The 24,727-nt window shown below is 67.1% G+C and carries 27 protein-coding genes; 3 read left to right on the top strand and 24 right to left on the bottom strand.

Annotation, left to right across the window (positions count from 1 at the left end; all coding sequences use genetic code 11):
* Nucleotides 1–13: 13 nt before the first annotated feature.
* On the top strand, nt 14–283 hold the full coding sequence (locus HSX14_RS27315; protein WP_111264639.1) for a PsiF family protein: 270 nt from the start codon (nt 14–16) through the stop codon (nt 281–283).
* A gap of 2 nt (nt 284–285) precedes the next feature.
* Here HSX14_RS27315 and HSX14_RS27310 read toward each other — a convergent pair whose 3' ends face one another.
* Both HSX14_RS27310 and HSX14_RS27305 read right to left on the bottom strand, forming a co-directional pair.
* Nucleotides 286–723, bottom strand: a complete 438-nt coding sequence (locus tag HSX14_RS27310; protein ID WP_173171471.1) for a YqaA family protein — start codon at nt 721–723, stop codon at nt 286–288.
* Between the two features lie 53 nt (nt 724–776).
* Entirely contained in the window at nt 777–1,094 is a 318-nt protein-coding gene (locus HSX14_RS27305) for a hypothetical protein (RefSeq protein WP_373874728.1), read from the bottom strand.
* A gap of 291 nt (nt 1,095–1,385) precedes the next feature.
* Between HSX14_RS27305 and HSX14_RS27300 the strand changes: the two genes are divergently transcribed.
* Both HSX14_RS27300 and HSX14_RS27295 read left to right on the top strand, forming a co-directional pair.
* On the top strand, nt 1,386–2,255 hold the full coding sequence (locus HSX14_RS27300; protein ID WP_111264637.1) for an isocitrate lyase/PEP mutase family protein: 870 nt from the start codon (nt 1,386–1,388) through the stop codon (nt 2,253–2,255).
* 106 nt (nt 2,256–2,361) lie between these two features.
* Nucleotides 2,362–2,628, top strand: coding sequence for a DksA/TraR family C4-type zinc finger protein (locus tag HSX14_RS27295; protein WP_111264636.1), 267 nt, complete (start codon nt 2,362–2,364; stop codon nt 2,626–2,628).
* Nucleotides 2,629–2,632: 4 nt separating this feature from the next.
* Here the strand turns inward: HSX14_RS27295 and HSX14_RS27290 are convergent, their stop codons facing one another.
* The 22 genes from HSX14_RS27290 to HSX14_RS27185 all read right to left on the bottom strand — a co-directional run bounded on the left by HSX14_RS27290 (nt 2,633) and on the right by HSX14_RS27185 (nt 24,718).
* Nucleotides 2,633–3,223, bottom strand: a complete 591-nt coding sequence (locus HSX14_RS27290) for a hypothetical protein (RefSeq protein ID WP_111264635.1) — start codon at nt 3,221–3,223, stop codon at nt 2,633–2,635.
* Between the two features lie 24 nt (nt 3,224–3,247).
* On the bottom strand, nt 3,248–3,661 hold the full coding sequence (locus tag HSX14_RS27285) for a DUF3592 domain-containing protein (protein ID WP_173171475.1): 414 nt from the start codon (nt 3,659–3,661) through the stop codon (nt 3,248–3,250).
* Nucleotides 3,662–3,771: 110 nt separating this feature from the next.
* Entirely contained in the window at nt 3,772–4,122 is a 351-nt protein-coding gene (locus HSX14_RS27280; RefSeq protein WP_173171477.1) for a DUF805 domain-containing protein, read from the bottom strand.
* Nucleotides 4,123–4,292: 170 nt separating this feature from the next.
* The gene (locus HSX14_RS27275) at nt 4,293–4,574 is read right to left on the bottom strand and encodes a type II toxin-antitoxin system RelE/ParE family toxin (RefSeq protein ID WP_173171479.1); all 282 of its coding nucleotides are present in this window, start codon (nt 4,572–4,574) and stop codon (nt 4,293–4,295) included.
* Nucleotides 4,571–4,807, bottom strand: coding sequence for an addiction module protein (locus tag HSX14_RS27270; RefSeq protein ID WP_173171481.1), 237 nt, complete (start codon nt 4,805–4,807; stop codon nt 4,571–4,573). The genes HSX14_RS27275 and HSX14_RS27270 overlap by 4 nt, the downstream gene beginning before the upstream one ends.
* A 90-nt stretch (nt 4,808–4,897) precedes the next feature.
* Nucleotides 4,898–6,598, bottom strand: a complete 1,701-nt coding sequence (ureC, locus tag HSX14_RS27265) for an urease subunit alpha (protein ID WP_173171483.1) — start codon at nt 6,596–6,598, stop codon at nt 4,898–4,900.
* A 112-nt stretch (nt 6,599–6,710) separates the two neighbouring features.
* Entirely contained in the window at nt 6,711–7,016 is a 306-nt protein-coding gene (locus HSX14_RS27260; protein ID WP_173171485.1) for an urease subunit beta, read from the bottom strand.
* Between the two features lie 5 nt (nt 7,017–7,021).
* Complete coding sequence (locus HSX14_RS27255) at nt 7,022–7,516, bottom strand: GNAT family N-acetyltransferase (protein WP_173171487.1); 495 nt, start codon at nt 7,514–7,516, stop codon at nt 7,022–7,024.
* A 75-nt stretch (nt 7,517–7,591) separates the two neighbouring features.
* A complete protein-coding gene (gene ureA / locus HSX14_RS27250) occupies nt 7,592–7,894 on the bottom strand; it encodes an urease subunit gamma (RefSeq protein WP_173171489.1) in 303 nt (100 codons plus the stop codon).
* The gene (locus tag HSX14_RS27245) at nt 7,894–8,727 is read right to left on the bottom strand and encodes an urease accessory protein UreD (RefSeq protein WP_173171491.1); all 834 of its coding nucleotides are present in this window, start codon (nt 8,725–8,727) and stop codon (nt 7,894–7,896) included. The genes ureA and HSX14_RS27245 overlap by 1 nt, the downstream gene beginning before the upstream one ends.
* Before the next feature lie 85 nt (nt 8,728–8,812).
* Nucleotides 8,813–9,511 (bottom strand): urea ABC transporter ATP-binding subunit UrtE, encoded by a 699-nt coding sequence (gene urtE / locus HSX14_RS27240; protein ID WP_173171493.1) that lies wholly within the window; start codon nt 9,509–9,511, stop codon nt 8,813–8,815.
* A gap of 136 nt (nt 9,512–9,647) precedes the next feature.
* A complete protein-coding gene (urtD, locus tag HSX14_RS27235; RefSeq protein WP_173171495.1) occupies nt 9,648–10,508 on the bottom strand; it encodes an urea ABC transporter ATP-binding protein UrtD in 861 nt (286 codons plus the stop codon).
* Nucleotides 10,505–11,584, bottom strand: a complete 1,080-nt coding sequence (urtC, locus tag HSX14_RS27230) for an urea ABC transporter permease subunit UrtC (RefSeq protein ID WP_173171497.1) — start codon at nt 11,582–11,584, stop codon at nt 10,505–10,507. The genes urtD and urtC overlap by 4 nt, the downstream gene beginning before the upstream one ends.
* Nucleotides 11,584–13,152, bottom strand: coding sequence for an urea ABC transporter permease subunit UrtB (urtB, locus tag HSX14_RS27225; RefSeq protein WP_173171499.1), 1,569 nt, complete (start codon nt 13,150–13,152; stop codon nt 11,584–11,586). The genes urtC and urtB overlap by 1 nt, the downstream gene beginning before the upstream one ends.
* A 114-nt stretch (nt 13,153–13,266) precedes the next feature.
* Nucleotides 13,267–14,532, bottom strand: a complete 1,266-nt coding sequence (gene urtA / locus HSX14_RS27220; protein ID WP_111264677.1) for an urea ABC transporter substrate-binding protein — start codon at nt 14,530–14,532, stop codon at nt 13,267–13,269.
* Between the two features lie 234 nt (nt 14,533–14,766).
* Entirely contained in the window at nt 14,767–15,363 is a 597-nt protein-coding gene (locus HSX14_RS27215) for a MarC family protein (RefSeq protein WP_173171501.1), read from the bottom strand.
* 443 nt (nt 15,364–15,806) lie between these two features.
* Nucleotides 15,807–18,596, bottom strand: a complete 2,790-nt coding sequence (locus tag HSX14_RS27210; RefSeq protein ID WP_173171503.1) for a hybrid sensor histidine kinase/response regulator — start codon at nt 18,594–18,596, stop codon at nt 15,807–15,809.
* Nucleotides 18,597–18,710: 114 nt separating this feature from the next.
* Nucleotides 18,711–20,000 carry a phosphoribosylamine--glycine ligase gene (gene purD, locus HSX14_RS27205; protein WP_173171505.1) on the bottom strand — a complete coding sequence of 430 codons (1,290 nt, stop codon included), beginning with the start codon at nt 19,998–20,000 and terminating at the stop codon, nt 18,711–18,713.
* Between the two features lie 109 nt (nt 20,001–20,109).
* Nucleotides 20,110–21,717: a bifunctional phosphoribosylaminoimidazolecarboxamide formyltransferase/IMP cyclohydrolase gene (gene purH, locus HSX14_RS27200; protein ID WP_173171507.1), complete on the bottom strand. Its 1,608-nt coding sequence runs from the start codon at nt 21,715–21,717 to the stop codon at nt 20,110–20,112.
* Between the two features lie 121 nt (nt 21,718–21,838).
* Nucleotides 21,839–22,159 carry a DNA-binding transcriptional regulator Fis gene (fis, locus tag HSX14_RS27195; protein WP_031288889.1) on the bottom strand — a complete coding sequence of 107 codons (321 nt, stop codon included), beginning with the start codon at nt 22,157–22,159 and terminating at the stop codon, nt 21,839–21,841.
* Nucleotides 22,156–23,151 (bottom strand): tRNA dihydrouridine synthase DusB, encoded by a 996-nt coding sequence (gene dusB / locus HSX14_RS27190; RefSeq protein ID WP_111264730.1) that lies wholly within the window; start codon nt 23,149–23,151, stop codon nt 22,156–22,158. Before dusB ends, fis begins: the two co-directional genes overlap by 4 nt.
* 169 nt (nt 23,152–23,320) lie before the next feature.
* Nucleotides 23,321–24,718: a DUF3426 domain-containing protein gene (locus HSX14_RS27185; RefSeq protein WP_173171509.1), complete on the bottom strand. Its 1,398-nt coding sequence runs from the start codon at nt 24,716–24,718 to the stop codon at nt 23,321–23,323.
* Nucleotides 24,719–24,727 lie beyond the last annotated feature (9 nt).

Genomic DNA, 24,727 nt, shown 5'->3' with positions numbered 1-24,727 from the left:
GGGAGACCGCCCCATGAAGTCGATCCGCCTGCCCTTGCTCCTGCTCGCGATGCTGGCCGCCAGCCAGGGTTTCGCCGCCACCCAGCAGGAAAAGATGAAGAGCTGCAACGCCGAGGCCACCGCCCAGGAACTCAAGGGCGATGCGCGCAAGACCTTCATGAGCAACTGCCTCAAGGCGACCCAGCAGGAGAAGATGATCAGCTGCAACAAGACCGCCAGCGAGAAGGCGCTCAAGGGCGACGAACGCAAGGCCTTCCTCAGCGAGTGCCTGAAGAAGAAATAGCCTCAGGCCAGGCCCAGGGTCAGCCCCGCGACCGCGAGGTAGCGGCCGGCCTTGGCCAGGGTGACCAGCAGCAGGAACACCCAGGGCGACTCGCGCATCAGGCCGGCCACCAGGGTCAGCGGGTCGCCGATCACCGGCAGCCATGACAGCAGCAGGGTCCAGCGCCCGTAGCGGCGGTAGGTCGCCTGCGCCCGTTCGATGGCGGATTCCGACACGGGAAACCACTTCCTGTGGCGGAAGTCCGCCAGGAACCGCCCCAGCACCCAGTTCACCAGCGAGCCCAGCACGTTGCCGAGGGTCGCCACCAGCAGCAATGCCCAGGCCGGCTGTCCACCGGCCAGCAGCAGGCCGGCCAGCACCGCTTCCGACTGCAGCGGCAGCAGGGTGGCGGCGCCGAAGGCGACGAGGAAGAGGCTCAGGTAGGGGATCAGGTCCGGCATCGGGCGGCTTCCGGAACGGTTGGGGCGAGGGCCTGGCGGCCCTCGCAGAGGGTTCAGTGGCTGTCGTTCAGCTTGACCACGTCACCGGAAACGGTGGTGGTGTAGCCGGTCAGGACCCAGGCCCAGAACCAGTCTTCCTGGACCTGGGTGTTGATCATCGCATCGCCGCCCTTGGCCTTGATCGCGGCGTTCTGGGCGCGCACGAAGCGGCTGTTCTGGCGGACCGGAATGAAGCCGGCGACCAGCAGCCCGGTGGCGCTGGCCTCGCTGTGACCGATCACGGTGTACTGGCTGCTGTCGAGGTTCCGGGTCTTCATCGGGGTGCCGGTGCAGCCGGCGATGGCGAGTACGGCCAGCAGGCCTGCGATCATCTTGATGCTGTGTTTCACATCGTTCTCCTGGGTGATTCCATCCCGCGATTCGTTCGCCGGGGCGCGCAATGTAGTCGGGGCGCGGGAAAAGTTGAACCCGGTGTGGCAACGCGTCACTTGTGCAAGGGAGGGTGCCTACGACCGATGCAAGGCCCGCTCGGCTAAAGGCAGGTGAAAGCCCCGGGGGCTAGAATCCGTAATCCCGCTGCCATCGTTGTCGGACAATGTGACCGGGGGTGCGATACTTGCATCCCCGTTTCAACTATCCGCACCTGTCGTTCTGGAACCTCTATGCGAAGAGCCTCTCACCACGAGTTGCGCACGGCCTTTCGTGCGCTGTTGAACTCGAAGACCTGCTATCACACCGCGTCCGTCTTCGACCCCATGTCCGCCCGCATCGCTGCCGATCTCGGCTTCGAAGTCGGCATCCTCGGCGGCTCGGTCGCCTCGTTGCAGGTCCTGGCCGCCCCGGATTTCGCGCTGATCACCCTCAGCGAGTTCGTCGAGCAGGCCGTGCGCATCGGCCGCGTCAGCCGCCTGCCGGTGATCGCCGATGCCGACCACGGCTACGGCAACGCCCTCAACGTCATGCGCACGGTGGTGGAGCTGGAGCGTGCCGGCATCGCCGCGCTCACCATCGAGGACACGCTGCTGCCGGCCCAGTTCGGGCGCAAGTCCACCGACCTGATCAGCGTCGAGGAAGGCGTCGGCAAGATCCGTGCGGCCCTGGAGGCGCGTGTCGACCCGGACCTGTCGATCATCGCCCGCACCCATGCCGGCGTGCTCTCCACCGAGGAGGTGATCGCCCGCACCAAGGCCTACCAGGCTGCCGGCGCCGACGGCATCTGCATGGTCGGCGTCGCCGACTTCGAGCACCTGGAAGCCATCGCCGCGCACCTCAGCGTGCCGCTGATGCTGGTCACCTACGGCAACCCGCAACTGCGTGACAACCAGCGCCTGGCCGACCTTGGCGTGCGCATCGTGGTCAACGGCCACGCCGCCTACTTCGCCGCCATCAAGGCCACCTACGACTGCCTGCGCGAGCAGCGCCAGATCGACACCGCCGCCTCCGAACTGAGCGCCACCGAGCTGACCCACAAGTACACCCTGCCCGAGGACTACATCATCTGGGCGCGGGAATACATGGATGTGAAGGAATAGCCCGGAACGACCTCCGCTTGTCGCCCACCGGCCCCGGGTGTTGCAAAAGGCCGAGTGCCGCCCCCATAACTGATCGGGTCAATCCTCGACAGCATGGGAGGCCGGCATGGCCAGTGGTTGGGCGGGAGATGGCGCAGTCCAGGAACAGATCGACAGCACCATCGAAGACGCCGTGCAGCGGGCACGCAGCCAGTTACCGAAGGGCGAGAGCCTGACGCATTGCGAAGAATGCGATGCCCCCATTCCCCAGGCGCGCCGCGAGGCGGTGCCGGGCGTGCGGCTGTGCGTGAAATGCCAGGCCGAGCACGACCGCGAGAACGCCGCCTACGCCGGCTACAACCGGCGCGGCAGCAAGGACAGCCAGTTGCGTTGAAGGCTCAGAACAGCGCGCCGAGATAGACGGCGCCGCCGGCGCCGGCCTGGATGCCGACGTTGGCACCTCCCATCAGCAGGGCGCCGCGCGCCGACTGCATCAACTGGCGGGTCAGCATCGGCGAGACGGTGAGGCTGGTCACCGGGCTCGCGTTCATCAGCATCACCGCGGCCAGGAGCTTGGGGTCCAGGCCGAACAGCATCGCCGTGCCCGACACGCCGACGGCGACGCCCGCGCCGACTTCCACGTACATGCAGGGGCCGGTGATGTCGTCACGGGTCAGGTCGCGTTCCACCAGGTCGTCCGCGACGAAGACCGCGCCGTCGCTGGGGAAGGCTTCCGCCGCGCCGGCACCGCCGATGCTCTTGCCCTTGATCTTGATGTCCACCTTGCCGAAGCGCGGCAGCTTGGCACCGATGCCCACGCCGGCACCGAGGCCGCCGTAGCGCAGGTTGACGTTCTCGCCGGCGGGCGAGCGCAGGGTGATGGAACCGCCGCCACCGGCGACGAAGGCGATGGTCAGGCCGCCGCCACTGGCGGTGACATAGCCCCAGCGGCTCGGATTGACGGGCAGGGGAATGGGCATCTTCGGCATGGCTGCTTCCTTGGGCGGTGCGGTTCAGGAGATGTCGTGACGGGGGCGCCTGAAGAGGGTCATCAGTCCGGTGACCGTGAAGGCGGAGCCCAGCAGGCCGAGGAAGGCCGGGGTGCCCCAGAGTGCGCCGAAGTCGTCGACCACGGCCGAGGTGGCCGGCGCGTCGGCCTGGTAGTGAACCTTCACCCGCATGCCGACCTGGTAGCCGTAGATCCAGCCCCCCTGGGGGTAGGAGATGCGCGTACCGGTGCCATCGGTGAAGGCGATTTCGGGGTGGGAGCCGCCTGCGTTGAGCGCGACGACGCTGCCATCTGCCTCCAGGGCCGATTGCAGGAATCCCACGCGGGAAGAGGTCTGGATGGCCATCGCGGCGAGCAGCGCGAGGCCGATCAGGGCAAAGAGGCCGCCCTTGAAACGGGGGAGGGGGGTATCGGACATCCTGTGGCGTTCCTGGTCATCCATGGGCATGGCCGGGGGAACTCCCGGCCACTGCGCTGGGACAGGCGTCTGTCCCGTAGGTTCCCGCCAGGGCGACGGGAACCTGGCCATCAGGCCTTGGGGTTGGGACCGTAGGCGTTGGTCTCCGGCACGCTGTCCTGGACCAGCAGGAACAGCAGGTACAGGCCGCCGAGGATCGGCACCAGGGCGATCAGGATCCACCAGCCGCTCTTGCCGATGTCGTGCAGGCGACGCGCGGTCACGCCCAGGGCCGGCAGCAGCACGGCGAGGCTGTACAGGTTGGCCAGCAGGGCCAGGTTTTCGCTGATCAGGCCCAGGATCACGGAAAGCGCGATGGAGATCACGACGTTCACCAGGGTGAACATCCAGTACTCCTTGCGGCGCGCACGGCCGTTAAAGTCGAAGTAATGCTGCTTGATGCACTTCAAATACCATTCCATAGAAAACTCCCTTTTTTAGGCCGCGCATGGCGGCATTTTTCGTGTACCTGGCAAGGCCTCGGCCTACACCGGCCGGTGTAGTTGCCTGACTATAGCGTTTCGTAACAAGGCATTGCGTGGGAGAGTTCACGGCACGGCAAATTGACATCGGGTCAATTCTGGAGTGGCGCTCAGGCCCGTGAAATGGGCTTTTGCCGGTAATGCCGGCAAGAAATCACCAGGATGCCGTCCGTTTCGATGCGAAAGGTCAGGCTGTAGGGGAATTGTCGGAACAGGGCGCGGCGGACCTCGCCGTGTACGAGAGGGTGGGCCTGTGGATAAAGCAGAACTCCTTCAAGGCAGGTATCGAGCGCCCTGAGGAATTCGCGGCCCAGGCCGGGGGCGCAGGCGGCATACCAATCGCGGGCCTCTGTCAGCTCGAGTTCGGCCTCCGGGCGGAACCTGACCTTCACGCCTGGCCGGACCAGAGCCGTTTGCGGACGTCTTCCCAGTCGATGGCGGATTCAGGGGCAGCGTCGTGGGCGGCCAGGCGCTGGTCGATTTCGCGGCGTTCCTCATCGGTCAGCGGCGGGAGGCTTTCCGGGTGGGCGGCGACGCTGTCCCAGAGGTCTTCGGCCAACTGGATGCGTTCAGCGGGCGAGAGCTTGAGCAAGGCGTCGGGGAGAGCGGGGCGGGGCTGGGGCATGACGGGCTCCCGGTGCGGGGAAATGGCGAAATCCTAGCACAGGGTGTTCATCCCCCCGCCGTGGCGGCAAGGGGGGATGGGCGCAAGCACTCAGAACAGGAAATACCGCTGCGCCATCGGCAGCGCCTCGGCGGGCTCGCACCAGAGCAGCTGGCCGTCGGCCTTGACCTGGTAGGTCTGCGGGTCGACGTCGATCACCGGGGTGTAGTCGTTATGGATCAGGTCCTGCTTCTGCACGGTGCGGCAGCCCTTCACCACGGCGATGCGTTTCTTCAGGCCGAGTCGCTCGGGCACGCCGGCCTCCAGGGCGGCCTGGCTGATGAAGGTGATGCTGGTGGCGTGGCGGCTGCCGGCGTAGCTTCCGAACATTGGCCGGTAGTGCACCGGTTGCGGGGTGGGGATGGAGGCGTTGGCGTCGCCCATCAGGCTCGCAGCGATGGCCCCGCCCTTGAGGATCAGCGTCGGCTTCACGCCGAAGAAGGCCGGGCGCCAGAGCACCAGGTCGGCCCACTTGCCCACTTCCACCGAGCCCACTTCGTGGCTGATGCCGTGGGTGATGGCCGGGTTGATGGTGTACTTGGCGATGTAGCGCTTGACCCGGAAGTTGCTGTTGCCGGCACCGTCGCCTTCCAGCGGGCCCCGTTGCCTGTGCATCTTGTCGGCGGTCTGCCAGGTGCGCGTGATGACCTCGCCGACGCGGCCCATTGCCTGGCTGTCGGAGCTGATCATGCTGAAGGCGCCGAGGTCGTGGAGGATGTCCTCGGCGGCGATGGTCTCGCGACGGATGCGGCTCTCGGCGAAGGCCACGTCCTCGGCGATGCTCGGGTCCAGGTGGTGGCAGACCATGAGCATGTCCAGGTGCTCGTCGATGGTGTTGCGGGTGAAGGGCCGGGTCGGGTTGGTGGAGCTGGGCAGCACGTTGGGGAAACCGCAGGCCTTGATGATGTCCGGGGCGTGGCCGCCGCCGGCGCCTTCGGTGTGGTAGGTGTGGATGGTGCGGCCCTTGAAGGCGCCCAGGGTGGTTTCGACGAAGCCCGACTCGTTGAGGGTGTCGGTGTGGATGGCCACCTGCACGTCGTACTGGTCGGCGACGCTCAGGCAGTTGTCGATGGCCGCCGGGGTGGTGCCCCAGTCCTCGTGCAGCTTGAGGCCGATGGCGCCGGCCTTCACCTGTTCGATCAAGGGTTCGGGCAGCGAGGCGTTGCCCTTGCCGGTGAAGCCGATGTTCATCGGGAAGGCGTCGGCGGCCTGGAGCATGCGCGCCATGTGCCAGGGGCCGGAGGTGCAGGTGGTGGCGTTGGTGCCGGTGGCCGGCCCGGTGCCGCCGCCGATCATGGTGGTGACGCCGCTCATGAGCGCCTCTTCGATCTGCTGCGGGCAGATGAAGTGGATGTGGGTGTCGATGCCGCCGGCGGTGAGGATCATGCCCTCGCCGGCGATCACCTCGGTGCTGGCGCCGATGGCGATGGTGACGTCGGGCTGGATGTCTGGGTTGCCGGCCTTGCCGATCGCCGCGATGCGCCCGTCCTTCAAACCCACGTCGGCCTTGACGATGCCCCAGTGGTCGATGATCAGCGCGTTGGTGATCAGCGTGTCGACCACCTCGGCGGCCAAAAGCTGGCCCTGGCCCATGCCGTCGCGGATCACCTTGCCGCCGCCGAACTTCACTTCCTCGCCATAGGTGGTGAAGTCCTTCTCGACCTCGATCCACAGCTCGGTGTCGGCCAGGCGCACCTTGTCGCCGACGGTGGGGCCGAACATGTCGGCGTAGGCTTGGCGGGAAATCTTCATTCCTCGTTCCTCGGAATTCAGGCTGCAAGCTCAAAGCTGCAAGCCTCAAGTGAAAAAGCGGAAGCCGCGCGGCACTTGCTTGCGGCTTGTGGCTTGCGACTTGTCGCTGCGATCAGAGATCACCCATGACGCGCCCGGCGAAGCCGAACACCCGGCGCGCGCCGGCCAGGTCCACCAGTTCCACCTCGCGGCTCTGGCCCGGTTCGAAGCGCACGGCGGTGCCGGCGGGGATGTTCAGGCGCATGCCGCGCGCGGCGGCGCGGTCGAAGGCCAGGGCGTCGTTGGTTTCGAAGAAGTGGTAGTGCGAGCCCACCTGGATCGGCCGGTCGCCGGTGTTGGCCACGGAGAGTCTCAGGGTGCGGCGGCCGGCGTTGAGTTCGATCTCGCCGTCCTGGATCTGGTATTCGCCGGGAATCATGGAAGTCACTCCAGGATGAGTTGCATGAAGGTGAGGTCCAGCCAGCGGCCGAACTTGCGGCCGACCTGGGGCATCTGGCCGGTGGTGGTGAAGCCGAGGCGCTGGTGCAGGCGGATGGAGGCGGCGTTCTCGGACTCGATGGCCCCCACCATCACATGCAGTCCGGCCGACCGGGCCCGTTCGATCAGTGCCTGCATCAACTGCGGGCCGAGGCCCTTGCCGCGCTGGTCGGCACGCACGTAGACCGAGTGTTCGACGGTGTGCCTGTAGCCGTCATGGGGCCGCCAGGCGCCATAGCTGGCGTAGCCGACCACCTCGCCGGCAGCGTCACGCGCCGTCAGCACCGGGAACCCGGCTGCCGTGCGCTCGGCCAGCCAGGCGCGGCGGTTGGCCAGGTCCACCAGGGTCTCGTTCCAGATCGCCGTGGTGTGCTCCACGGCGTCGTTGTAGATGGCCAGGATGCCGGGCAGGTCGGCTTCGCTGGCGTCACGGATGATCATTTCGGGTCTCCAGGAACTCGTTCCAGGCCGTCGCGAGCTCAGCATGGCAAGCGCAGCAGGCATGGGTCGACTTCCTCAGGCGATGGGTTGGTGGACGGTTACCAGCTTGGTGCCGTCGGGGAAGGTGGCTTCGATCTGGATCTCCGGGATCATCTCCGGCACGCCTTCCATCACCTGGTCGCGGCTCAGCAGCGTGGTGCCGAAGTGCATGAGCTCGGCCACGGTGCGACCGTCGCGCGCGCCTTCGAGCAGCGCTGCGGAGATGAACGCCATCGCTTCCGGGTAGTTGAGCTTCACGCCACGGGCCAGGCGCCGCTCGGCGACGAGGCCGGCGGTGAAGATCAGCAGCTTGTCTTTCTCTCTCGGGGTGAGGTCCATCAGGTACTCCAGATTCGCGGTGGCACGGCCTCGCGGCCGAGCAGGGCAGGGCGCAACAGGCGCCAGAGATCGATCAGCCAGGCGCGCGCATGCAGGGCTTCGCCGGCCAGGCAGCGGGCCACCAGCAGGCCGGGCAGTTGGGTGAGGTCGCCGCGCACGGCCGAGGGCAGTTCGCGGCAGCGTTCCAGCAGCTCCGGGTCGAGCTGGCCGGTGGCGATCAGGGTGGCGAACACCGGTTGCCCGGCGAGGCCGATGATCGAGTCGAGCAGGCCGTCGTCGCCGCTGATGCGCTGGCGTTCGTGCCACAGGGCGCGGCCTTCGCGGCGGATGTCCAGGTGCGCCTGGAAGTGGCCGCTGGCGAAGCGTTCAGCGGCGGCGGGGCGGCCGAGGGCGACCACGTCCCAGTAGAACAGGCGGGCGTCGGCGGCCAGGTCGATGCGAGTGGACAGCTCGGCCTGGGCGCCGGAGAAGACGATGGTTTCCTGGGGCAGCCATTCCAGGGTGGCGCCGGCCTCGACGCGCAGGGTGAGCGTCTGGAAGGCCGGGCTGCGGGCGCGGTACCACTTGGCCGCGCCCGGGCTGGTGAGCTGGGCCCAGGCGCCTTCGCCCACCTGGGCGGAGATGTCCAGGCGGTCGCCCCCGGCGATGCCGCCAGGCGGGTGGACGATGATGTGCTGGCAGACACCCGGCCCTTCGGCGTGGAGGTGCTTCTGCACCCTCAGGGGGCCGAGGTGGCGGCGAAGCACCGGAATGGTGCGCTCGTCACGGCGGGCGTAGGCCAGCTCCAGCTCGGCGTGCCAGCTCGGCGTGAACAGGGCTGCGGGCAGGTTCATGGCTGTGGGGGCATCCGCGAAATAGTTGACCGACCGGGCAAAGCAAGAGGCGTGCCCTGAACCCATCCGGTGCACGTGCCCGCGGTCAGATCGTCACCAGGCCGCGCACGCCCTCGGCCTCCATGTTCTCTCCACGCCCCTGCTGGATGATCTCGCCACGGCTCATCACCAGGTACTGGTCGGCCAGCTCGGCGGCGAAGTCGTAGAACTGCTCCACCAGCAGGATGGCCATGTCGCCGCGCTCGGCCAGCTTGCGGATCACCGCGCCGATCTCCTTTATCACCGAGGGCTGGATGCCTTCGGTGGGCTCGTCGAGGATCAGCAACCGGGGCCGGCTGGCCAGGGCGCGGCCGATGGCCAGTTGCTGCTGCTGGCCGCCGGAAAGATCACCGCCCCGGCGGTGCTTCATCTCGCGCAGCACCGGGAACAGCTCGTAGATGAACTCGGGCACGGCCTTGGCTTCCTTGGCGCTGAAGCGGGAGAGGCCCATCAGCAGGTTCTCCTCCACCGTCAGGCGCGGGAAGATCTCGCGGCCCTGGGGCACGTAGGCGATGCCGGCGTGCACGCGCTGGTGCGGCTTGGAACCGGTGATCGGCTTGCCCTCCCAGTTCACCGCGCCCTCCTTCGACGGGATCAGGCCCATCAGGCACTTCAGCAGCGTGGTCTTGCCCACGCCGTTGCGCCCGAGCAGGCAGGTGACCTCGCCGACCTTCACCTCGAACGACAGGCCGCGGAGGATGTGGCTGCCGCCGTAGTATTGATGCAGCTGATGGACTTGGAGCACGGTTGAATTCCTCGGTGGCTGCAGCCTCAAGCACCAAGCTTCAAGCCGCAAGAAAGAGCGGGTCAGCATCGTTTTGCAGCTTGCAGCTTGCAGCTTGCAGCTTGCAGCTTGCAGCTTGCAGCTTGCAGCTGGGCGCTCAGCGCCCCAGATAAACCTCGATCACCTGTTCATTCGCCTGCACGTCCGCCAACGAGCCCTCGGCCAACACATGCCCCTGGTGCAGCACGGTGACGTGGTCGGCGATGCTGCCGACGAAGCCCATGTCGTGCTCCACCACCATCAGCGAGTGTTTGCCGGCCAGGCCCTTGAACAGTTCGGCGGTGAATTCGGTCTCGGCGTCGGTCATGCCCGCCACCGGTTCGTCGAGCAGCAGCAGTTGCGGGTCCTGCATCAGCAGCATGCCGATCTCCAGGAACTGCTTCTGGCCATGGGACAGCAGCCCCGCCGGGCGGCGCCGCGAGTCCTGCAGGCGGATGGTGGCGAGCACTTCGTCGATGCGGTCCTTCTGCTCGCCGGTGAGCCTGGCGCGCAGGCTGGCCCACACGGACTTGTCGGTCTTCTGCGCCAGTTCCAGGTTCTCGAACACGCTGAGCGCCTCGAACACCGTGGGCTTCTGGAACTTGCGGCCGATGCCGGCCTGGGCGATCTCGACCTCGCTCATGCGCGTCAGGTCCAGGGTCTCGCCGAACCAGGCGCTGCCGGTGGTGGGGCGGGTCTTGCCGGTGATCACGTCCATCAGCGTGGTCTTGCCCGCGCCGTTGGGGCCGATGATGCAGCGCAGCTCGCCGACGCCGATGTACAGGTTCAGGTCGTTGAGCGCCTTGAAGCCGTCGAAGCTGACGCTGATGTCCTCCAGCGTGAGGATGGTGCCGTGGCGGGTGTTCAGGCCCTTGCCGGCGCTCTGGCCGAGGCCGAGGGCGTCACGGCCGGTGCCGGCGTCGCTGTTGGGGTCGTAGGCGGGTTCGAGCATGAGTTCGGGTACCGGGGTCGCTCTCATTGGTCCTTCTCCTTGCGCAGCAGGCCGAACAGGCCCTTGGGCAGGAACAGGGTGACGACGATGAACAGGGCGCCGAGGAAGAACAGCCAGTATTCCGGGAAGGCCACGGTGAACCAGCTCTTCATGCCGTTGACCAGGCCGGCGCCCAGCAGCGGGCCGATGAGCGAGCCGCGCCCGCCCAGGGCCACCCAGACGGCGGCCTCGATGGAGTTGGTCGGCGACATCTCGCTGGGGTTGATGATGCCCACCTGGGGCACGTACAGCGCGCCGGCCAGGCCGCAGAGCACGGCCGACAGCACCCAGATGAACAGCTTGTAGCCGCGCGGGTCGTAGCCGCAGAACATCAGGCGGTTCTCGGCATCGCGCAGGGCGGTGAGCACGCGGCCGAACTTGCTCCTGGACAGGCGCCAGCCGAGCAGCAGGGCGCTCGCCAGCAGCGCGACCGTGGCCAGGAACAGCACGGCCCGGGTGCCCGGCGCGGTGATGTCGAAGCCGAGGATGCGCTTGAAGTCGGTGAAGCCGTTGTTGCCGCCGAAGCCGGTCTCGTTGCGGAAGAACAGCAGCATGCCGGCGAAGGTCAGGGCCTGGGTCATGATCGAGAAGTACACGCCCTTGATCCGCGAGCGGAAGGCGAAGAAGCCGAACACCAGGGCCAGCAGGCCGGGGGCGAGCACCACCAGGCACAGGGCCCAGAGGAAGCTGGAGGTGCCGGCCCAGTACCAGGGCAATTCGCTCCAGGCGAGGAAGCTCATGAAGGCCGGCAGGCCATCCCCGGCGCTCTGGCGCATCAGGTACATGCCCATGGCGTAGCCGCCGAGGGCGAAGAACAGCCCGTGGCCCAGGGACAGTAGCCCGGCGTAGCCCCAGACCAGGTCCAGAGCCAGGGCGACGATGGCGTAGCAGAGGATCTTGCCCACCAGGGTCAGGGTGTAGGCGGAGACCTGCAGCGGGCTGTCGGCCGGCAGCAGGTGCAGCAGCGGCAGGGCGATCAGCACGGCGAGCACCAGGGCGCCGACGCCCAGGGTGAGTTTCGGGCCGGCCTTCTGCGCGGCGGTGAGGGTCAGTGGCTGGTTCATCAGTCGATCACCCGTCCTTTCAGTGCGAAGAGGCCCTGCGGGCGTTTCTGGATGAAGAGAATGATCAGCGCGAGGATCAGGATCTTGCCCAGCACGGCGCCGATCGAAGGCTCCAGGATCTTGTTCGCCACGCCGAGGCCGAAGGCCGCCAGCACGCTGCCGGCCAGTTGGCCGACGCCGCCGAGCACCACCACCAGGAAGGAGTCGATGATGTAGCTCTGGCCCAGGTCGGGGCCGACGTTGCCGATCTGCGACAGGGCTACGCCACCGAGCCCGGCGATGCCGGAGCCGAGGCCGAAGGCGAGCATGTCGACGCGGCCGGTGGGCACGCCGCAGCAGGCGGCCATGTTGCGGTTCTGGGTGACGGCGCGGACGTTCAGGCCCAGGCGCGTCTTGTTCAGCAGCAGCCAGGTCAGCGCCACCACGAACAGGGCGAAGCCGATGATGACGATGCGGTTGTACGGCAGCACCAGGTTGGGCAGCACCTGGATGCCGCCGGAGAGCCAGGCCGGGTTGGCCACTTCGACGTTCTGCGCGCCGAACACCACGCGCACCAGCTGGATCAGCATCAGGCTGATGCCCCAGGTGGCGAGCAGGGTTTCCAGCGGGCGGCCGTAGAGGTGGCGGATCACCGTGCGCTCCAGGGCCATGCCGATGGCGGCGGTGACGCAGAAGGCCACCGGCAGCGCCACCAGCGGGTATAGGGCCAGCAGGTCCGGCGCCAGGCGCTGGAACATCAGCTGCACGATGTAGGTGGAGTAGGCGCCGAGCATGAGCATCTCGCCGTGGGCCATGTTGATCACCCCGAGCAGGCCGAAGGTGATGGCCAGGCCCAAGGCGGCCAGCAGCAGGATGGAGCCCAGGGACAGGCCGCTGAAGGCCTGGCCGAGCACCTCGCCCAGCGCCAGGCGACGCTTGACCTGGGCCAGGCTGGTTTCGGCGGCGGTGCGCACGGCGGCATCGGTTTCCACCGCCGGGTCGAGCAGCGCTTCGAGGCGGGTACGGGCCAGCGGGTCGCCGGTCTCGCCCAGCAGGCGCACGGCGTTGAGGCGGATGGCCGGGTCGGGGTCGACCAGTTGCAGGTTGGCCAGGGCCAGGCTGAGGGCATCGCGCACGGCGCCATCGTCCTCGGCGACCATGCGCTGGTTGAGCAGCGGCAGTTGCGCGGGCTTGGCGCTCTTCTGCAACTGGCGGGCGGCCTCCAGGCGTGCGGCGGGTTCGGCGGCGAGCAGCTGGTGGCTGGCCTGGGTGGTGATCAGCAGGCCGCGCAGGCGGTTGTTCAGGCGCAGCTTCTTCGGCGTGGCGGCGGGGGCGGCGTCGCCCTCGGCGGCCCGCCAGGTGTCGCCCTGTTCGAAGTAGGCCAGCCTGGCGTCGATGGCGAAGCGGTTCTGTTGCAGCGCATCGAGCAGCGGTTGGCGCGCGGCGTCGGGCTCGGCAGCCCAGCGTTCCAGCAGCTTCGCCTGCTGGCTCGGATTGGCGGCAGCGAAGTCGTTGGCGTCACCGGCCCGGGCCGCCAGGGGCAGCAACAGGGCCAGGGACAGGAGGATTCGGAAAAGGCAGGTGGGCATGGAGAAGTAGGCTCCGTATCGGCGGGCAGGCCGAAAGCCGGAAGCCCGAAGCTGGAAGCGGCGTGCGTGGACGTCCGGCTTCCGGCTTCAAGCTTCCCGCTTCCAGCTTCCGTATTAGTTCTTCACCGCGTAGTCCGGCTTCTTGTCGTTGCCGGGGATGAAGGGGCTCCACGGCTGGGCGCGCAGCGGGCCTTCGGTCTGCCAGACCACGGAGAACTGACCGTCTTCCTGGACCTCGCCGATCATCACCGGCTTGTGCAGGTGGTGGTTGGTCTTGTCCATGGTCAGGGTGTAGCCGGACGGTGCGGCGAAGGTCTGGCCGGCCATGGCTTCGCGGACCTTGTCGACGTCGGTGGTGCCGGCCTTCTCGACCGCCTGGGCCCACATGTGGATGCCGACGTAGGTGGCTTCCATGGGGTCGTTGGTGACGGCGGTCTGGTAGTTGGGCAGGTTCTTGGCCTTGGCGTAGGCCTTCCAGTCGGTGACGAACTTGCTGTTCACCGGGTTATCCACGGATTCGAAGTAGTTCCAGGCGGCCAGCTGGCCCACCAGCGGCTTGGTGTCGATGCCGCGCAGTTCTTCCTCGCCCACGGAGAAGGCCACCACCGGGATGTCGGTCGCCTCGATGCCCTGGTTGGCCAGCTCCTTGTAGAAGGGCACGTTGGAGTCGCCGTTGACGGTAGAGATCACCGCGGTCTTGCCGCCGGCGGAGAACTTCTTGATGTTGGCGACGATGGTCTGGTAGTCGCTGTGGCCGAAGGGGGTGTAGACCTCTTCGATGTCCTTGTCCGCCACGCCCTTGCTGTGCAGGAAGCTGCGCAGGATCTTGTTGGTGGTGCGCGGGTAGACGTAGTCGGTGCCCAGCAGGAAGTAGCGCTTGGCGCCGCCTCCGTCTTCGCTCATCAGGTATTCCACCGCCGGGATGGCCTGCTGGTTCGGCGCGGCGCCGGTGTAGAAGACGTTGGGCGAGAGCTCCTCACCCTCGTACTGCACCGGGTAGAACAGCAGGCCGTTGAGCTCCTCGAACACCGGCAGCACGGATTTGCGCGACACCGAGGTCCAGCAGCCGAAGACCACGTCGACCTTGTCCTTGGTCAGCAGCTGGCGGGCCTTCTCGGCGAACAGCGGCCAGTTGGACGCGGGGTCGACCACCACCGGTTCCAGCTTCTTGCCGTTGATGCCGCCCTTGGCGTTGATCTCGTCGATGGTCATCAGCGCCATGTCCTTGAGCGAGGTCTCGGAGATGGCCATGGTGCCGGACAGCGAATGCAGGATGCCGACCTTGATGGTCTCGGCGGCCTGCAGGGAGAAGGGGAACAGGCCGGTCAGCACCAGGGCGCTGGCGGCGAGGGTCGATTTCAGGAAGGGACGGCGTTTCATGTAGAGCCTCCTTGGCTGTCCATGCAATGACAGTGGGATGGGACCGAAATGGGGTCATCAGTACGGTCATCTGTACTGCTGTCAGTGCATTGGCAGCATCCGTGCCAAGGCCGCTAAAGGCTTGACTCAGAGGGCTTCGTGGGTTTTTTTGGCGAATTCGCCGGAATTCGCCGCGCTCCATTGCGGTGCGCGGCGGCAAGCTGAACGGTCGGTCAGGTAGCGGGGTGCACGCTTTCAGGGCGCCAGGTAGTTCTTCACCCCGGTGAAGATGATCTGCGCGGCGAGGGCGCAGACGAACAGGCCCATCAGGCGGCTGACGATCTGCAGGCCCTGCTCGCCGAGGATGCGTTCGATGCGGTTGGAGAGGTAGAGCACCACGCCGACGGTGGCGCTGGCGAAGGCGATGGCGGCGAGGGCGGTGAACTTGTCGTTCCAGTGCACATGGCCGGCGCCCATCACCAGCATGGCGCCGATGGTGCCGGGGCCGACGGTGAGGGGGATGGTCAGCGGCACGATGGTGACGTCCTGCTGGACGTTGTCGGCCTGCACCGCCGGCTTGCCCTGGGCCATGCCGAGGGCGGAGATGAACAGCACGGCGCCGGCACCGATGCGGAAGGCGTCGATGGTGATGCCGAAGACGTTGAAGATGGCCTGGCCGAACAGGTAGAGCAGGGCGCTGGCCACCAGGGTGCCGAGGGCGACCTTCCAGGCGAGCTTCTTGCGCTCCTTGACCGTGTAGCCACGGGTCAGGCCGATGAAGCAGGAAAGGACGAAGAAGGGGCTGTAGAGCACCAGCATCTTCAGGTACAGGCTGAACATCATGGAGAGCATCGGGCGGGCTCGTTGGGGGAGAGTGCTGTGATTGTAGGAGGTGCCGGGGGTTGCGCCCGTTGATCCGGGTCGCCCTGGCGGCGCGTCATCATACGCGGCGGTGATGCCCGTGCGTGTGCCGGAAGGCCTTTGTAGGGGCGACTTCAGTCGCCCAGCGGTGCGCAGCGCCGCCGTTCTTGTAGGAGCGAATTCATTCGCGATCGGATTTCCGGACCGAAGCCCGGGCTACGGGCGCGCGAAGCGCCTGGTGGTGGGGCCGGTCAACACCCCGTTGGTGGATGAAAAGAGCGTCATCCACCCTACATGGCAGCCGTGCCTGTGCGTGGCGTGAGGGGTGTTGCAGGGGCGACTTCAGTCGCCAAGCGGTGCGCAGCGCCGCCGTTCTCGCAGGAGCGAATTCATTCGCGAGCGGAGCCCCGGGCTGAAGCCCGGGCTACGGGGGATCAGGAATGCAGCGCGCTGTCGGGCTCGTGCTGGCGGCGCATTTCCTTTTCGGCGACCCAGTGCTCGATCAGCTCGCGCAGTTGCGAGAGTTCGACCGGCTTGGCCATGTGGCCGTCCATGCCGGCCTGGCGGGCGCGTTCCTTGTGTTCGGTGAGGATGTGCGCGGTGAGGGCGACCACCGGGGTGCGCGGGCGCTGTTCCTCGCTTTCCCAGTTGCGCAGCATCTCGGTGGCGGAGAAGCCGTCCAGCACCGGCATCTCGCAGTCCATCAGCACCAGGTCGTACTGCTGGTTCTTCATCGCGCTGAGGGCTTCCTCGCCATTGCTGGCGGTGTCCGGCTGCAGGTTGAGCTTGCTGAGCATGCCGCGGATGACCTTGGTGGAGATGCTGTTGTCCTCGGCCACCAGGATGCGGAAGTCATTGGGCACGTTGAGCGGGGTGCTGACCTGGGAGCCGGGCAGGGCCGCCGCGCCACCGGCGGCGCGCTGGTTGAGTTCGTCGGCGAGGGTGGTCTTGAGCGTGTAGCCGGCCACCGGCTTGGCGAGGATGCGCTTGATGCCGGCATTGCGCGCGATGATCTTGCTCGGCGCGTTGCTGATGCCGGTGAGCATGATGATCAGGATGTCGTGGTTGAGGCTCGGGTCTTCCTTGATCTTGGCGGCCAGCTGCATGCCGGTCATGCCGGGCATGTCCTGGTCCAGCAGCACCACGTCGAAGTACTCGCGCAGGTGGGCCTTGGTGCGCAGCAGGGCCAGGGCCTCCTTGCCGGAGGGTACGGCGCTGACGTGCAGGCCCCAGGCGCTGCACTGCTGCATCAGCACCTTGCGGCAGGTGTCGTTGTCGTCCACCACCAGCAGCCGTGCGCCCTGCAGCGGGCCGTCGAAGTCGGAGGCGGGTTGTTCCAGGCGCTCGCTGTCCAGCGGCAGGGTCAGCCACAGGGTGCTGCCCTGGTTGCCACCGGTCTGCACGCCGAACTCGCCGTCCATCAGGCGCACCAGCTGCCGGGCGATGATCAGGCCCAGGCGGCCGCCGAGCTTGGTGGCGGAGAGGAAGTCCTTGCTGTGCAGCTCGGCGTTGAGCAGGGCGTCGCGCTCGCTGGCTTCGAGCGGGCGGCCGCTGTCCTGCACGGCGATGCGCAGGCGCGGTTCGTTGCCACTGGTGTCCAGGGCCACCACGAGGAGGATCTCGCCCTCGTCGGTCTGCTTGAAGGCGTTGTCCAGCAGGCTCAGCAGGGCCTGGCGCAGCCGCGTCGGGTCGCCGCTGATGACGCGCGGCACCTGGGGCTGCATGAAGCTGATCAGTTCGACCTTCTGTTGCTCGGCCTTGGCGCGGAAGATGTCCAGGCAGTCGTCGATCAGGGCGTTGAGGTCGAATTGCACGTCGTCCAGCTCGATCTGCCCGGATTCGAGCTTGGAGATGTCGAGGATCTCGTTGATCAGGGTGAGCAGTTCGTTACCGGAGCTGTGGATGGTCTGCACGTAGTCGCGCTGCTTGGCCGACAGCGGGGTGCCGAGCAGCAGCTCGGTCATGCCCAGCACGCCGTTCATGGGGGTGCGGATCTCGTGGCTGATCTTGGCCAGGAACTCGCCCTTGGCCTTGAGCTCGGCGGAGCTGGCGGCGGCTTCGCGGCTGACGCTGAAGTCGTCGAGGAGGATGCGCCGCTGGCGCTCGCTCATGGCGATGCTCATCAGCACGCCGCTGATGGCGGTCATGCCCAGCAAGGCGAAGGCCAGCCAGTCGGACTGCACCGACCAGTAGCCGAACAGGGCCGGCAGGGCGCCGATGAAGGCGATGCAATAGACCAGCAGCGCCACGGTGAACATGCGTGCCGGGCGGTAGCCGCGACGCCAGTGGTGCGTGGAGACGACGAGGATGCTCAGGCCGGTGAGCGCCGCCATGGCGTAGACCAGCTGGTTGAACATCAGGTCGGTGGCGATCATCAGCAGCATGCCGATGACCCCGATGAGCACCATCTCGCCGATGAGGATGCCGTTCAGCGGGGTGCTGGGGCGCACCTTGCGGAAGAAGCTGCCGGTGAAGGCGAGGGCGCACAGCATCGCCAGCAGCATCGACAGGTTGGCGATCTGCGGCTGTGCGCTCTGCCAGCCGCGCAGCCAGGGGGCACTGATGCCCAGCAGGCTGATTGCCGTGCCCACCAGGCACAGCTGGGTGGCGGCCAGCCACAGGCCGCTGGTGGCCCGGGCATAGCCGAAGCGCAGGAGGTTGTGCACCACGAGCATCAGCAGGCTGCCGATGAGCAGGCCGAAGAGCAGCGGGCGGCTGTCGTCGGCGGCCATCTCCACGGCCGATTGCAGGGCGATGGTCGGGCGCAGGGCGTGTTCGGAGGAGAGCCGCAGGTACAGGTCCAGGGGCTCGCTGCGCATGGGCAGCGGCAGGAGGAAGTCACGGCTGGGTAGCGGGCGGTCGCTGTAGGGCAGGCGGCTGCCGGTGCGGGTGTGGTCGATGATCTCGTTGCCACGGACGACGTACAGGTCGAGCAGGGACAGGTAGGGCGCGAAGACCCGCAGCAGTTGCTCGTGATCGCCCGGCAGCAGGCGGTGGTGCAGCCAGAGGGCGCTGGTGCCGCCAGGTGTGTAGAGGCGCTTGAGGTCGACGGGGGTGAACTGCGAGGCGGATTGCTGGGCGCGGATGTCTTCGAGCTGCAGGCTGGCCGTGGGGTCGAGCAGCATGCTCCAGTGCGCGCGCTCCCCGGCTTGCACCGAGGGCAGGCAGAGCAGGGTCAGCAGCAGGCTGACGCTAAGACCGATGGCAATCCTGAGCCGGCGCACGGGCGAAGTCCCTTCGTGGGTGAGTGGCGGGATTATAGCCAAGCACCGGCCTGCGGAATATGACAAAGGCGGCCATATGGCCGCCTCTTCCGCAGGTTTACCGGTTATTTACCTTCAGTCCTCGCCGCGTTCGCGGGCGATGGCGCGGTAGCCGATGTCCGTGCGATGGAAACTGCCATTCCAGCGGATCTTCTCGGCCAGGCGGTAGGCCTGCTGCTGGGCTTCGGAGACGGTCGGGCCGATCGCCGTGGCGCAGAGCACGCGGCCACCGGCGGTGACCACCTGGCCGTCCTTGAGGGCGGTGCCGGCGTGGAACACCTTGCCGTCCAGCGCGGCGGCGTCTGCCAGGCCTTCGATGACGTCACCCTTGGCGTAGTCGCCCGGGTAGCCGCCGGCGGCGATGACCACGCCGACGGTGGGACGCGGGTCCCAGGTGGCTTCGACCTTGTCCAGGGCCTTGGCCAGGGCGGCCTCGACCAGCAGGACCAGGGAGCTTTCCAGGCGCACCATGATGGGCTGGGTCTCCGGGTCGCCGAAGCGGCAGTTGAACTCGATGACCTTGGGCGCGCCGCTCTTGTCGATCATCAGGCCGGCGTAGAGGAAACCGGTGTAGACGTTGCCTTCCTCGGCCATGCCGCGAACGGTGGGGTAGATCACCTCGTCCATCACGCGCTGGTGCACGGCGGGGGTGACCACCGGGGCGGGGGAGTAGGCGCCCATGCCGCCGGTGTTGGGGCCGGTGTCGGCGTCGCCGACGCGCTTGTGGTCCTGGCTGGTGGCCATGGGCAGCACGTTCTGGCCGTCGACCATGACGATGAAGCTGGCTTCCTCGCCGTCGAGGAACTCCTCGATCACCACGCGGGCACCGGCGTCGCCGAAGGCGTTGCCGGAGAGCATGTCACGCACGGCGTCCTCGGCATCGCTCAGGGTCATGGCGACGATCACGCCCTTGCCAGCGGCCAGGCCGTCGGCCTTGACCACGATGGGGGCACCCTTCTCGCGCAGGTAGGCCAGGGCCGGCTCGACTTCGGTGAAGTTCTGGTAGTCGGCGGTGGGGATCTTGTGGCGAGCGAGGAAATCCTTGGTGAAGGCCTTGGAGCCTTCCAGCTGGGCGGCGCCGGCGGTGGGGCCGAAGATGGCCAGGCCACGCGCGCGGAACAGGTCGACCACGCCTTTGACCAGCGGGGCCTCGGGGCCGACGATGGTCAGCTGCACGTTGGCGGCGGCGAAGTCGGCCAGTTGCTCGATGGCCAGCACGTCGATGGCGACGTTCTCGCACTTGGCTTCGGTGGCGGTGCCGGCGTTGCCCGGGGCGACGAAGACCTTGGCGACGCGCGGGTCCTGGGCCACTTTCCAGGCCAGGGCGTGTTCACGACCGCCGCTGCCGATGATCAGTACGTTCATGGAGCTCTCCTGCGGAGAGAGCTGCACGCTTCAAGCTACAAGCTACAAGTCAAAGCGGGCAGGATCCTGCTTCTCTTGCAGCTTGCAGCTTGGTGCTTGCAGCTCGCTGTTAGTGTCTGAAATGGCGCATGCCGGTGAACACCATCGCAATGCCGGCTTCGTCGGCCGCGGCGATGACTTCGTTGTCACGCATGGAGCCGCCCGGCTGGATCACGGCGGTGATGCCGGCCTTGGCGGCGTTGTCGATACCGTCGCGGAAGGGGAAGAAGGCGTCGGAGGCCATGACCGCGCCCTTGACCTCGAGACCGGCATGCTCGGCCTTGATGGCGGCGATGCGGGCGGAGTTGACGCGGCTCATCTGGCCGGCGCCGACGCCGACGGTCTGGCGGTTCCTGGCGTAGACGATGGCGTTGGATTTGACGAACTTGGCCACTTTCCAGGCGAAGATCAGGTCGTGGATCTCCTGCTCGCTCGGGGCGCGCTGGGTGACGATCTTCAGGTCGCTCGCGGCGATCATGCCGATGTCGCGGCTCTGTACCAGCAGGCCGCCGTTGACGCGCTTGAAGTCCCAGCCCGGGGCGCGCTCGGCAGGCCACTCGCCGCATTCCAGCAGGCGCACGTTGGCCTTGGCGGCCACCACTTCACGGGCGGCAGCGGAGATTTTCGGGGCGATGATCACTTCGACGAACTGGCGCTCGACGATAGCCTTGGCGGTTTCGCCGTCCAGCTCGCGGTTGAAGGCGATGATGCCGCCGAAGGCGGATTCGGTGTCGGTGGCGTAGGCCAGGTCGTAGGCCTTGCGGATGCCGCCTTCGTCTTCCGGTACCACGGCGACGCCGCAGGGGTTGGCGTGCTTGACGATGACGCAGGCCGGCTTGACGAAGCTCTTCACGCATTCCAGGGCGGCGTCGGTGTCGGCCACGTTGTTGAAGGACAGTTCCTTGCCCTGCAGCTGGATGGCGGTGGAGACGCTGGCCTCGCCCTTCTTCGCCTCGACGTAGAACGCCGCGCTCTGGTGCGGGTTCTCGCCGTAGCGCATTTCCTGGGCCTTGACGAACTGGCTGTTGAAGGTGCGCGGGAAGGCGCCGCGTGCCTCGGTGGACAGGGTGTCGCGGGCCTGGTCGATGGTGCCCAGGTAGTTGGCGATCATGCCGTCGTAGGCCGAGGTGTGCTCGAAGGCCTTGAGGGCCAGGTCGAAGCGCTGGGCGTAGGTCAGGCCGCCGGCCTTGAGGGATTCGACGATGCCGGCGTAGTCGCTGGCGTTGACCACGATGGCGACGTCCTTGTGGTTCTTGGCGGCGCTGCGGACCATGGTCGGGCCGCCGATGTCGATGTTCTCGATGGCGTCGGCCAGGTCGCAGTCAGGCTTGGCGACGGTGGCTTCGAAGGGGTAGAGGTTGACCGCCACCAGGTCGATCGGCTTGATGCCGTGCTGTTCCATGACCGCACCGTCCAGCGCGCGGCGACCGAGGATGCCGCCATGGATCTTCGGGTGCAGGGTCTTCACGCGGCCGTCCATCATTTCCGGGAAGCCGGTGTAGTCGGCGACTTCCACGGCGGCGATGCCGTTGTCCCGCAGCAGCTTGTAGGTGCCGCCGGTGGAGAGGATCTCAACGTTGAGGGCGACGAGTTCGCGGGCGAAGTCGAGGATGCCGGTCTTGTCGGAGACGCTGATCAGCGCGCGGCGAACGGGGAGGCGGGTGGTCTGGTCGGTCATCTGGAGGCCATCGTGCAGGGGGATGTCAGGGGTGGAGCCGGAAGCCTGGAGCTGGGAGCTCGAAGTCAGACGCCCGAAGCCACGTGCATTCCAGCTTCAGGCTTTCAGCTTCCAGCTGCATTTAAAGGAGGTCGTACTGCTTGAGCTTCTTGCGCAAGGTGCCGCGGTTCAGGCCGAGCATCTCGGACGCCTTGGTCTGGTTGCCCTTGACGTAGTTCATCACGGACTCCAGCAGCGGGGCTTCCACTTCGGAGAGCACCAGGTTGTAGACATCCGTGACCGCGGCGCCCTCGAGATGGGCGAAATAGTTGTGCAGGGCCTTCTCGACGCTGCCGCGCAAGGTCTGGCCTTCGGCGGTCGGTGTCGTCAGGTGCTGTTTAAGGTTGGCGTTGTCGCTCACGGGTGTTGCCCCATCAAAAAAATTCTCGGTCATCGTCGTCATGCGGCCTGTTCTCCGTCGTTGTGACGTTCGATGAAAAACTCTCGAACGTTGGCGCACTGCGCGTCCGTGGACTCCAAACGATTGAACTGGGCGCGAAACTCCCTGGCGCCCGGCAGGGTTGCGAGATACCAGCCGACATGCTTGCGGGCGATGCGTACGCCCATCAGGTCGCCATAGAAGGCGTGCAGTGCGGCCAGGTGCTCCAGCAGGATCTGTTCAATTTCCTTCAAGCCCGGCGCCGGCAGCAGTTCGCCGGTCTCCAGGTAATGCGCGATCTCGCGGAATATCCAGGGTCGCCCCTGGGCCGCTCGACCGATCAGTAGGGCATCGGCGCCGGTGGCGTCGAGGACCTCTCTGGCCTTCTGTGGCGAAGTGATGTCGCCGTTGGCGAAGACCGGGATCGACACCGCCTGCTTGATCGCGGCGATGGTGTCGTACTCGGCCTCGCCGGTGTACAGGTCGGCACGGGTGCGGCCATGCACGGCCAGCGCCTGTATTCCCGACTGTTCGGCGATCCTTGCCACGGCGATGCCGTTCTTGTTGTCCCGGTCCCAGCCGGTGCGGATCTTCAGGGTCACCGGCACGTCCACGGCGCCGACCACCGCTTCGAGGATCGCGGCCACCAGGGCCTCGTCCTTCATCAGCGCGGAGCCGGCGGCCTTGTTGCAGACCTTCTTCGCCGGGCACCCCATGTTGATGTCGATGATCTGCGCACCGAGCGCCACATTGGCGACGGCGGCCTCGGCCAGCATCTGCGGGTCGCCACCGGCGATCTGCACGGAGCGCGGCTCCGGGTCGCCTTCGTGCAGCAGGCGCAGTTTCGACTTGCGGCTGTTCCACAGGCGCACATCGCTGGTGACCATTTCGGAGACTACCAAGCCGGCGCCGAGGCGGCGGCAAAGCAGACGAAACGGACGATCGGTCACGCCCGCCATGGGAGCGAGTATCACCTGATTGGGTAGTGCGTATGGGCCGATGCGTACCGCCGACATGGGTCTTCCCTGCCTGTGGGGCCGGATCTTGGTCTTCGAAAAAGGGTGGGCATGATACCCGCTCTCGATGACCGGATAAAGGTCGTTTTGAACAAATTCTGAACAGTGAGGAGCTTATCGCCGGCGGTTCTGGCGGCGGCGCCGGCGACGTCGAGGCGTCGCCGGCGGGTCACTCGGGAGAGTGGAAGCTGAGACTGTAGTTCACGGCCTTGGTGCCCGGATCGAGAATGTCCAGGGAGATGTGGATGGGCGTCTGCGGAGGCATTTCGGACTGCCCGGCGAGCTCGCCGGCGAGGTACTCGCTCGGCTTGAAGCGACGACTGGCGAGCAGTTGGCCGCTGATATCGGCGAAGCGCAATTCCAGGAGCGGGAAGGGCTGGGAGAACGGCGCGCGGTTGTAGAGGATGGCGTCCACCACCAGCGCGCCGGTGAAGTCCGGGTGGCTGCGTACCACCAGGTTGCTGCTCTTGATCAGCGCGATGTCGACCTTGGACGGCAGCTGGCAGCCGAATTCCGGGCACAGCTGTTCGAACCAGGGGCGGTACTGGTCGGAGCGCGCCAGTTCGTCGAAGTGGTACCAGACGTACTGCCCGGCCAGGGCGACGGCGCCCAGCAGGTTCAGCAGGCCCCAGCCGATCCAGCGGCCCCAGGGCTTCTTCGGCTGCTGCCAGTCGAGTTGCAGCGGCTCGTCGTCGATGTCCAGCAGGTTGCTGCCGCGCAGGCCGGGCTCGTTGCGCGGAGCGTTGCGGGTCGGCGGGGCGATTGGGGCATCGAGGTCCTCGTCTTCATCGTCCGCAGCGGACAGGGCCGCGCGCGGCGGCGGGGTTTCCTCGGGGTCTTCCCGGTCGGCGGCGAGGCCGAAGCTCGGCACCGGTTCATCGTCCGCTTCGTCGTCGAGCGACAGGGCGGGCTCCTTGCGTGGCGGAACCGCGGGCTCGCTGGGGCGCTGGCTTTCACTGACGGGCGGTTGCACGGGGCGCGGTGCGGGGGAGGGCGCGCGGGGCGCATCCTCGCGCAGCAGCGCTTCGGCCCAGCGCTCGTCATGCCGGTCGGTCACCTCGTCGCGCTGGCCGTACAGCTGCTCGCCCGGCTTGGGGGCGGCCTGCAGGGCGAGGAATTCCTGGGACAGCTTGAGCTCTTCCTGCTCCAGCTTGGCAAGCTCCTCGTCCAGGTCGAGGCTGTCCAGGTCCAGGTCGTCGTGAATCCACAGGGTGTTCTTGTCGGCGGTCTTGCCCGGCGGTGCGGCGGTGGGGGGCGGCGGCGTCTTGAGCAGGGCGGCGACGCTGGGCACCGGGCTGGCCGGCTGCGCCGTGGGCGCAGGTGCTGCCGGGGCCGCGGGGGTTGCGGGTTTCGCGGGAGCCGGCGCGGCAGGGCGTGGCGCCTGTGGGGCGGGCGTGGTGGGCTTCGGCTCGCTGGGCGGCATCGCGCCGAGCAGCTGCTTGGCGGCGTTGAACACGTGCAGGCAGGCCCCGCAGCGCACGGCGCCCTGGGCTGCGCCCAGCTGGGCGCGGCTCACACGGAAGCTGGTCTGGCAATGGGGGCACTGGGTGACGAAGCTTTCGGTCATGCGGCGGTC

Source organism: Pseudomonas tohonis, assembly GCF_012767755.2.
GTDB classification, from domain to species: domain Bacteria; phylum Pseudomonadota; class Gammaproteobacteria; order Pseudomonadales; family Pseudomonadaceae; genus Metapseudomonas; species Metapseudomonas tohonis.
Note: the sequence above shows the minus strand (reverse complement) of the source record. Positions and strands in the feature narration are given on the sequence as shown.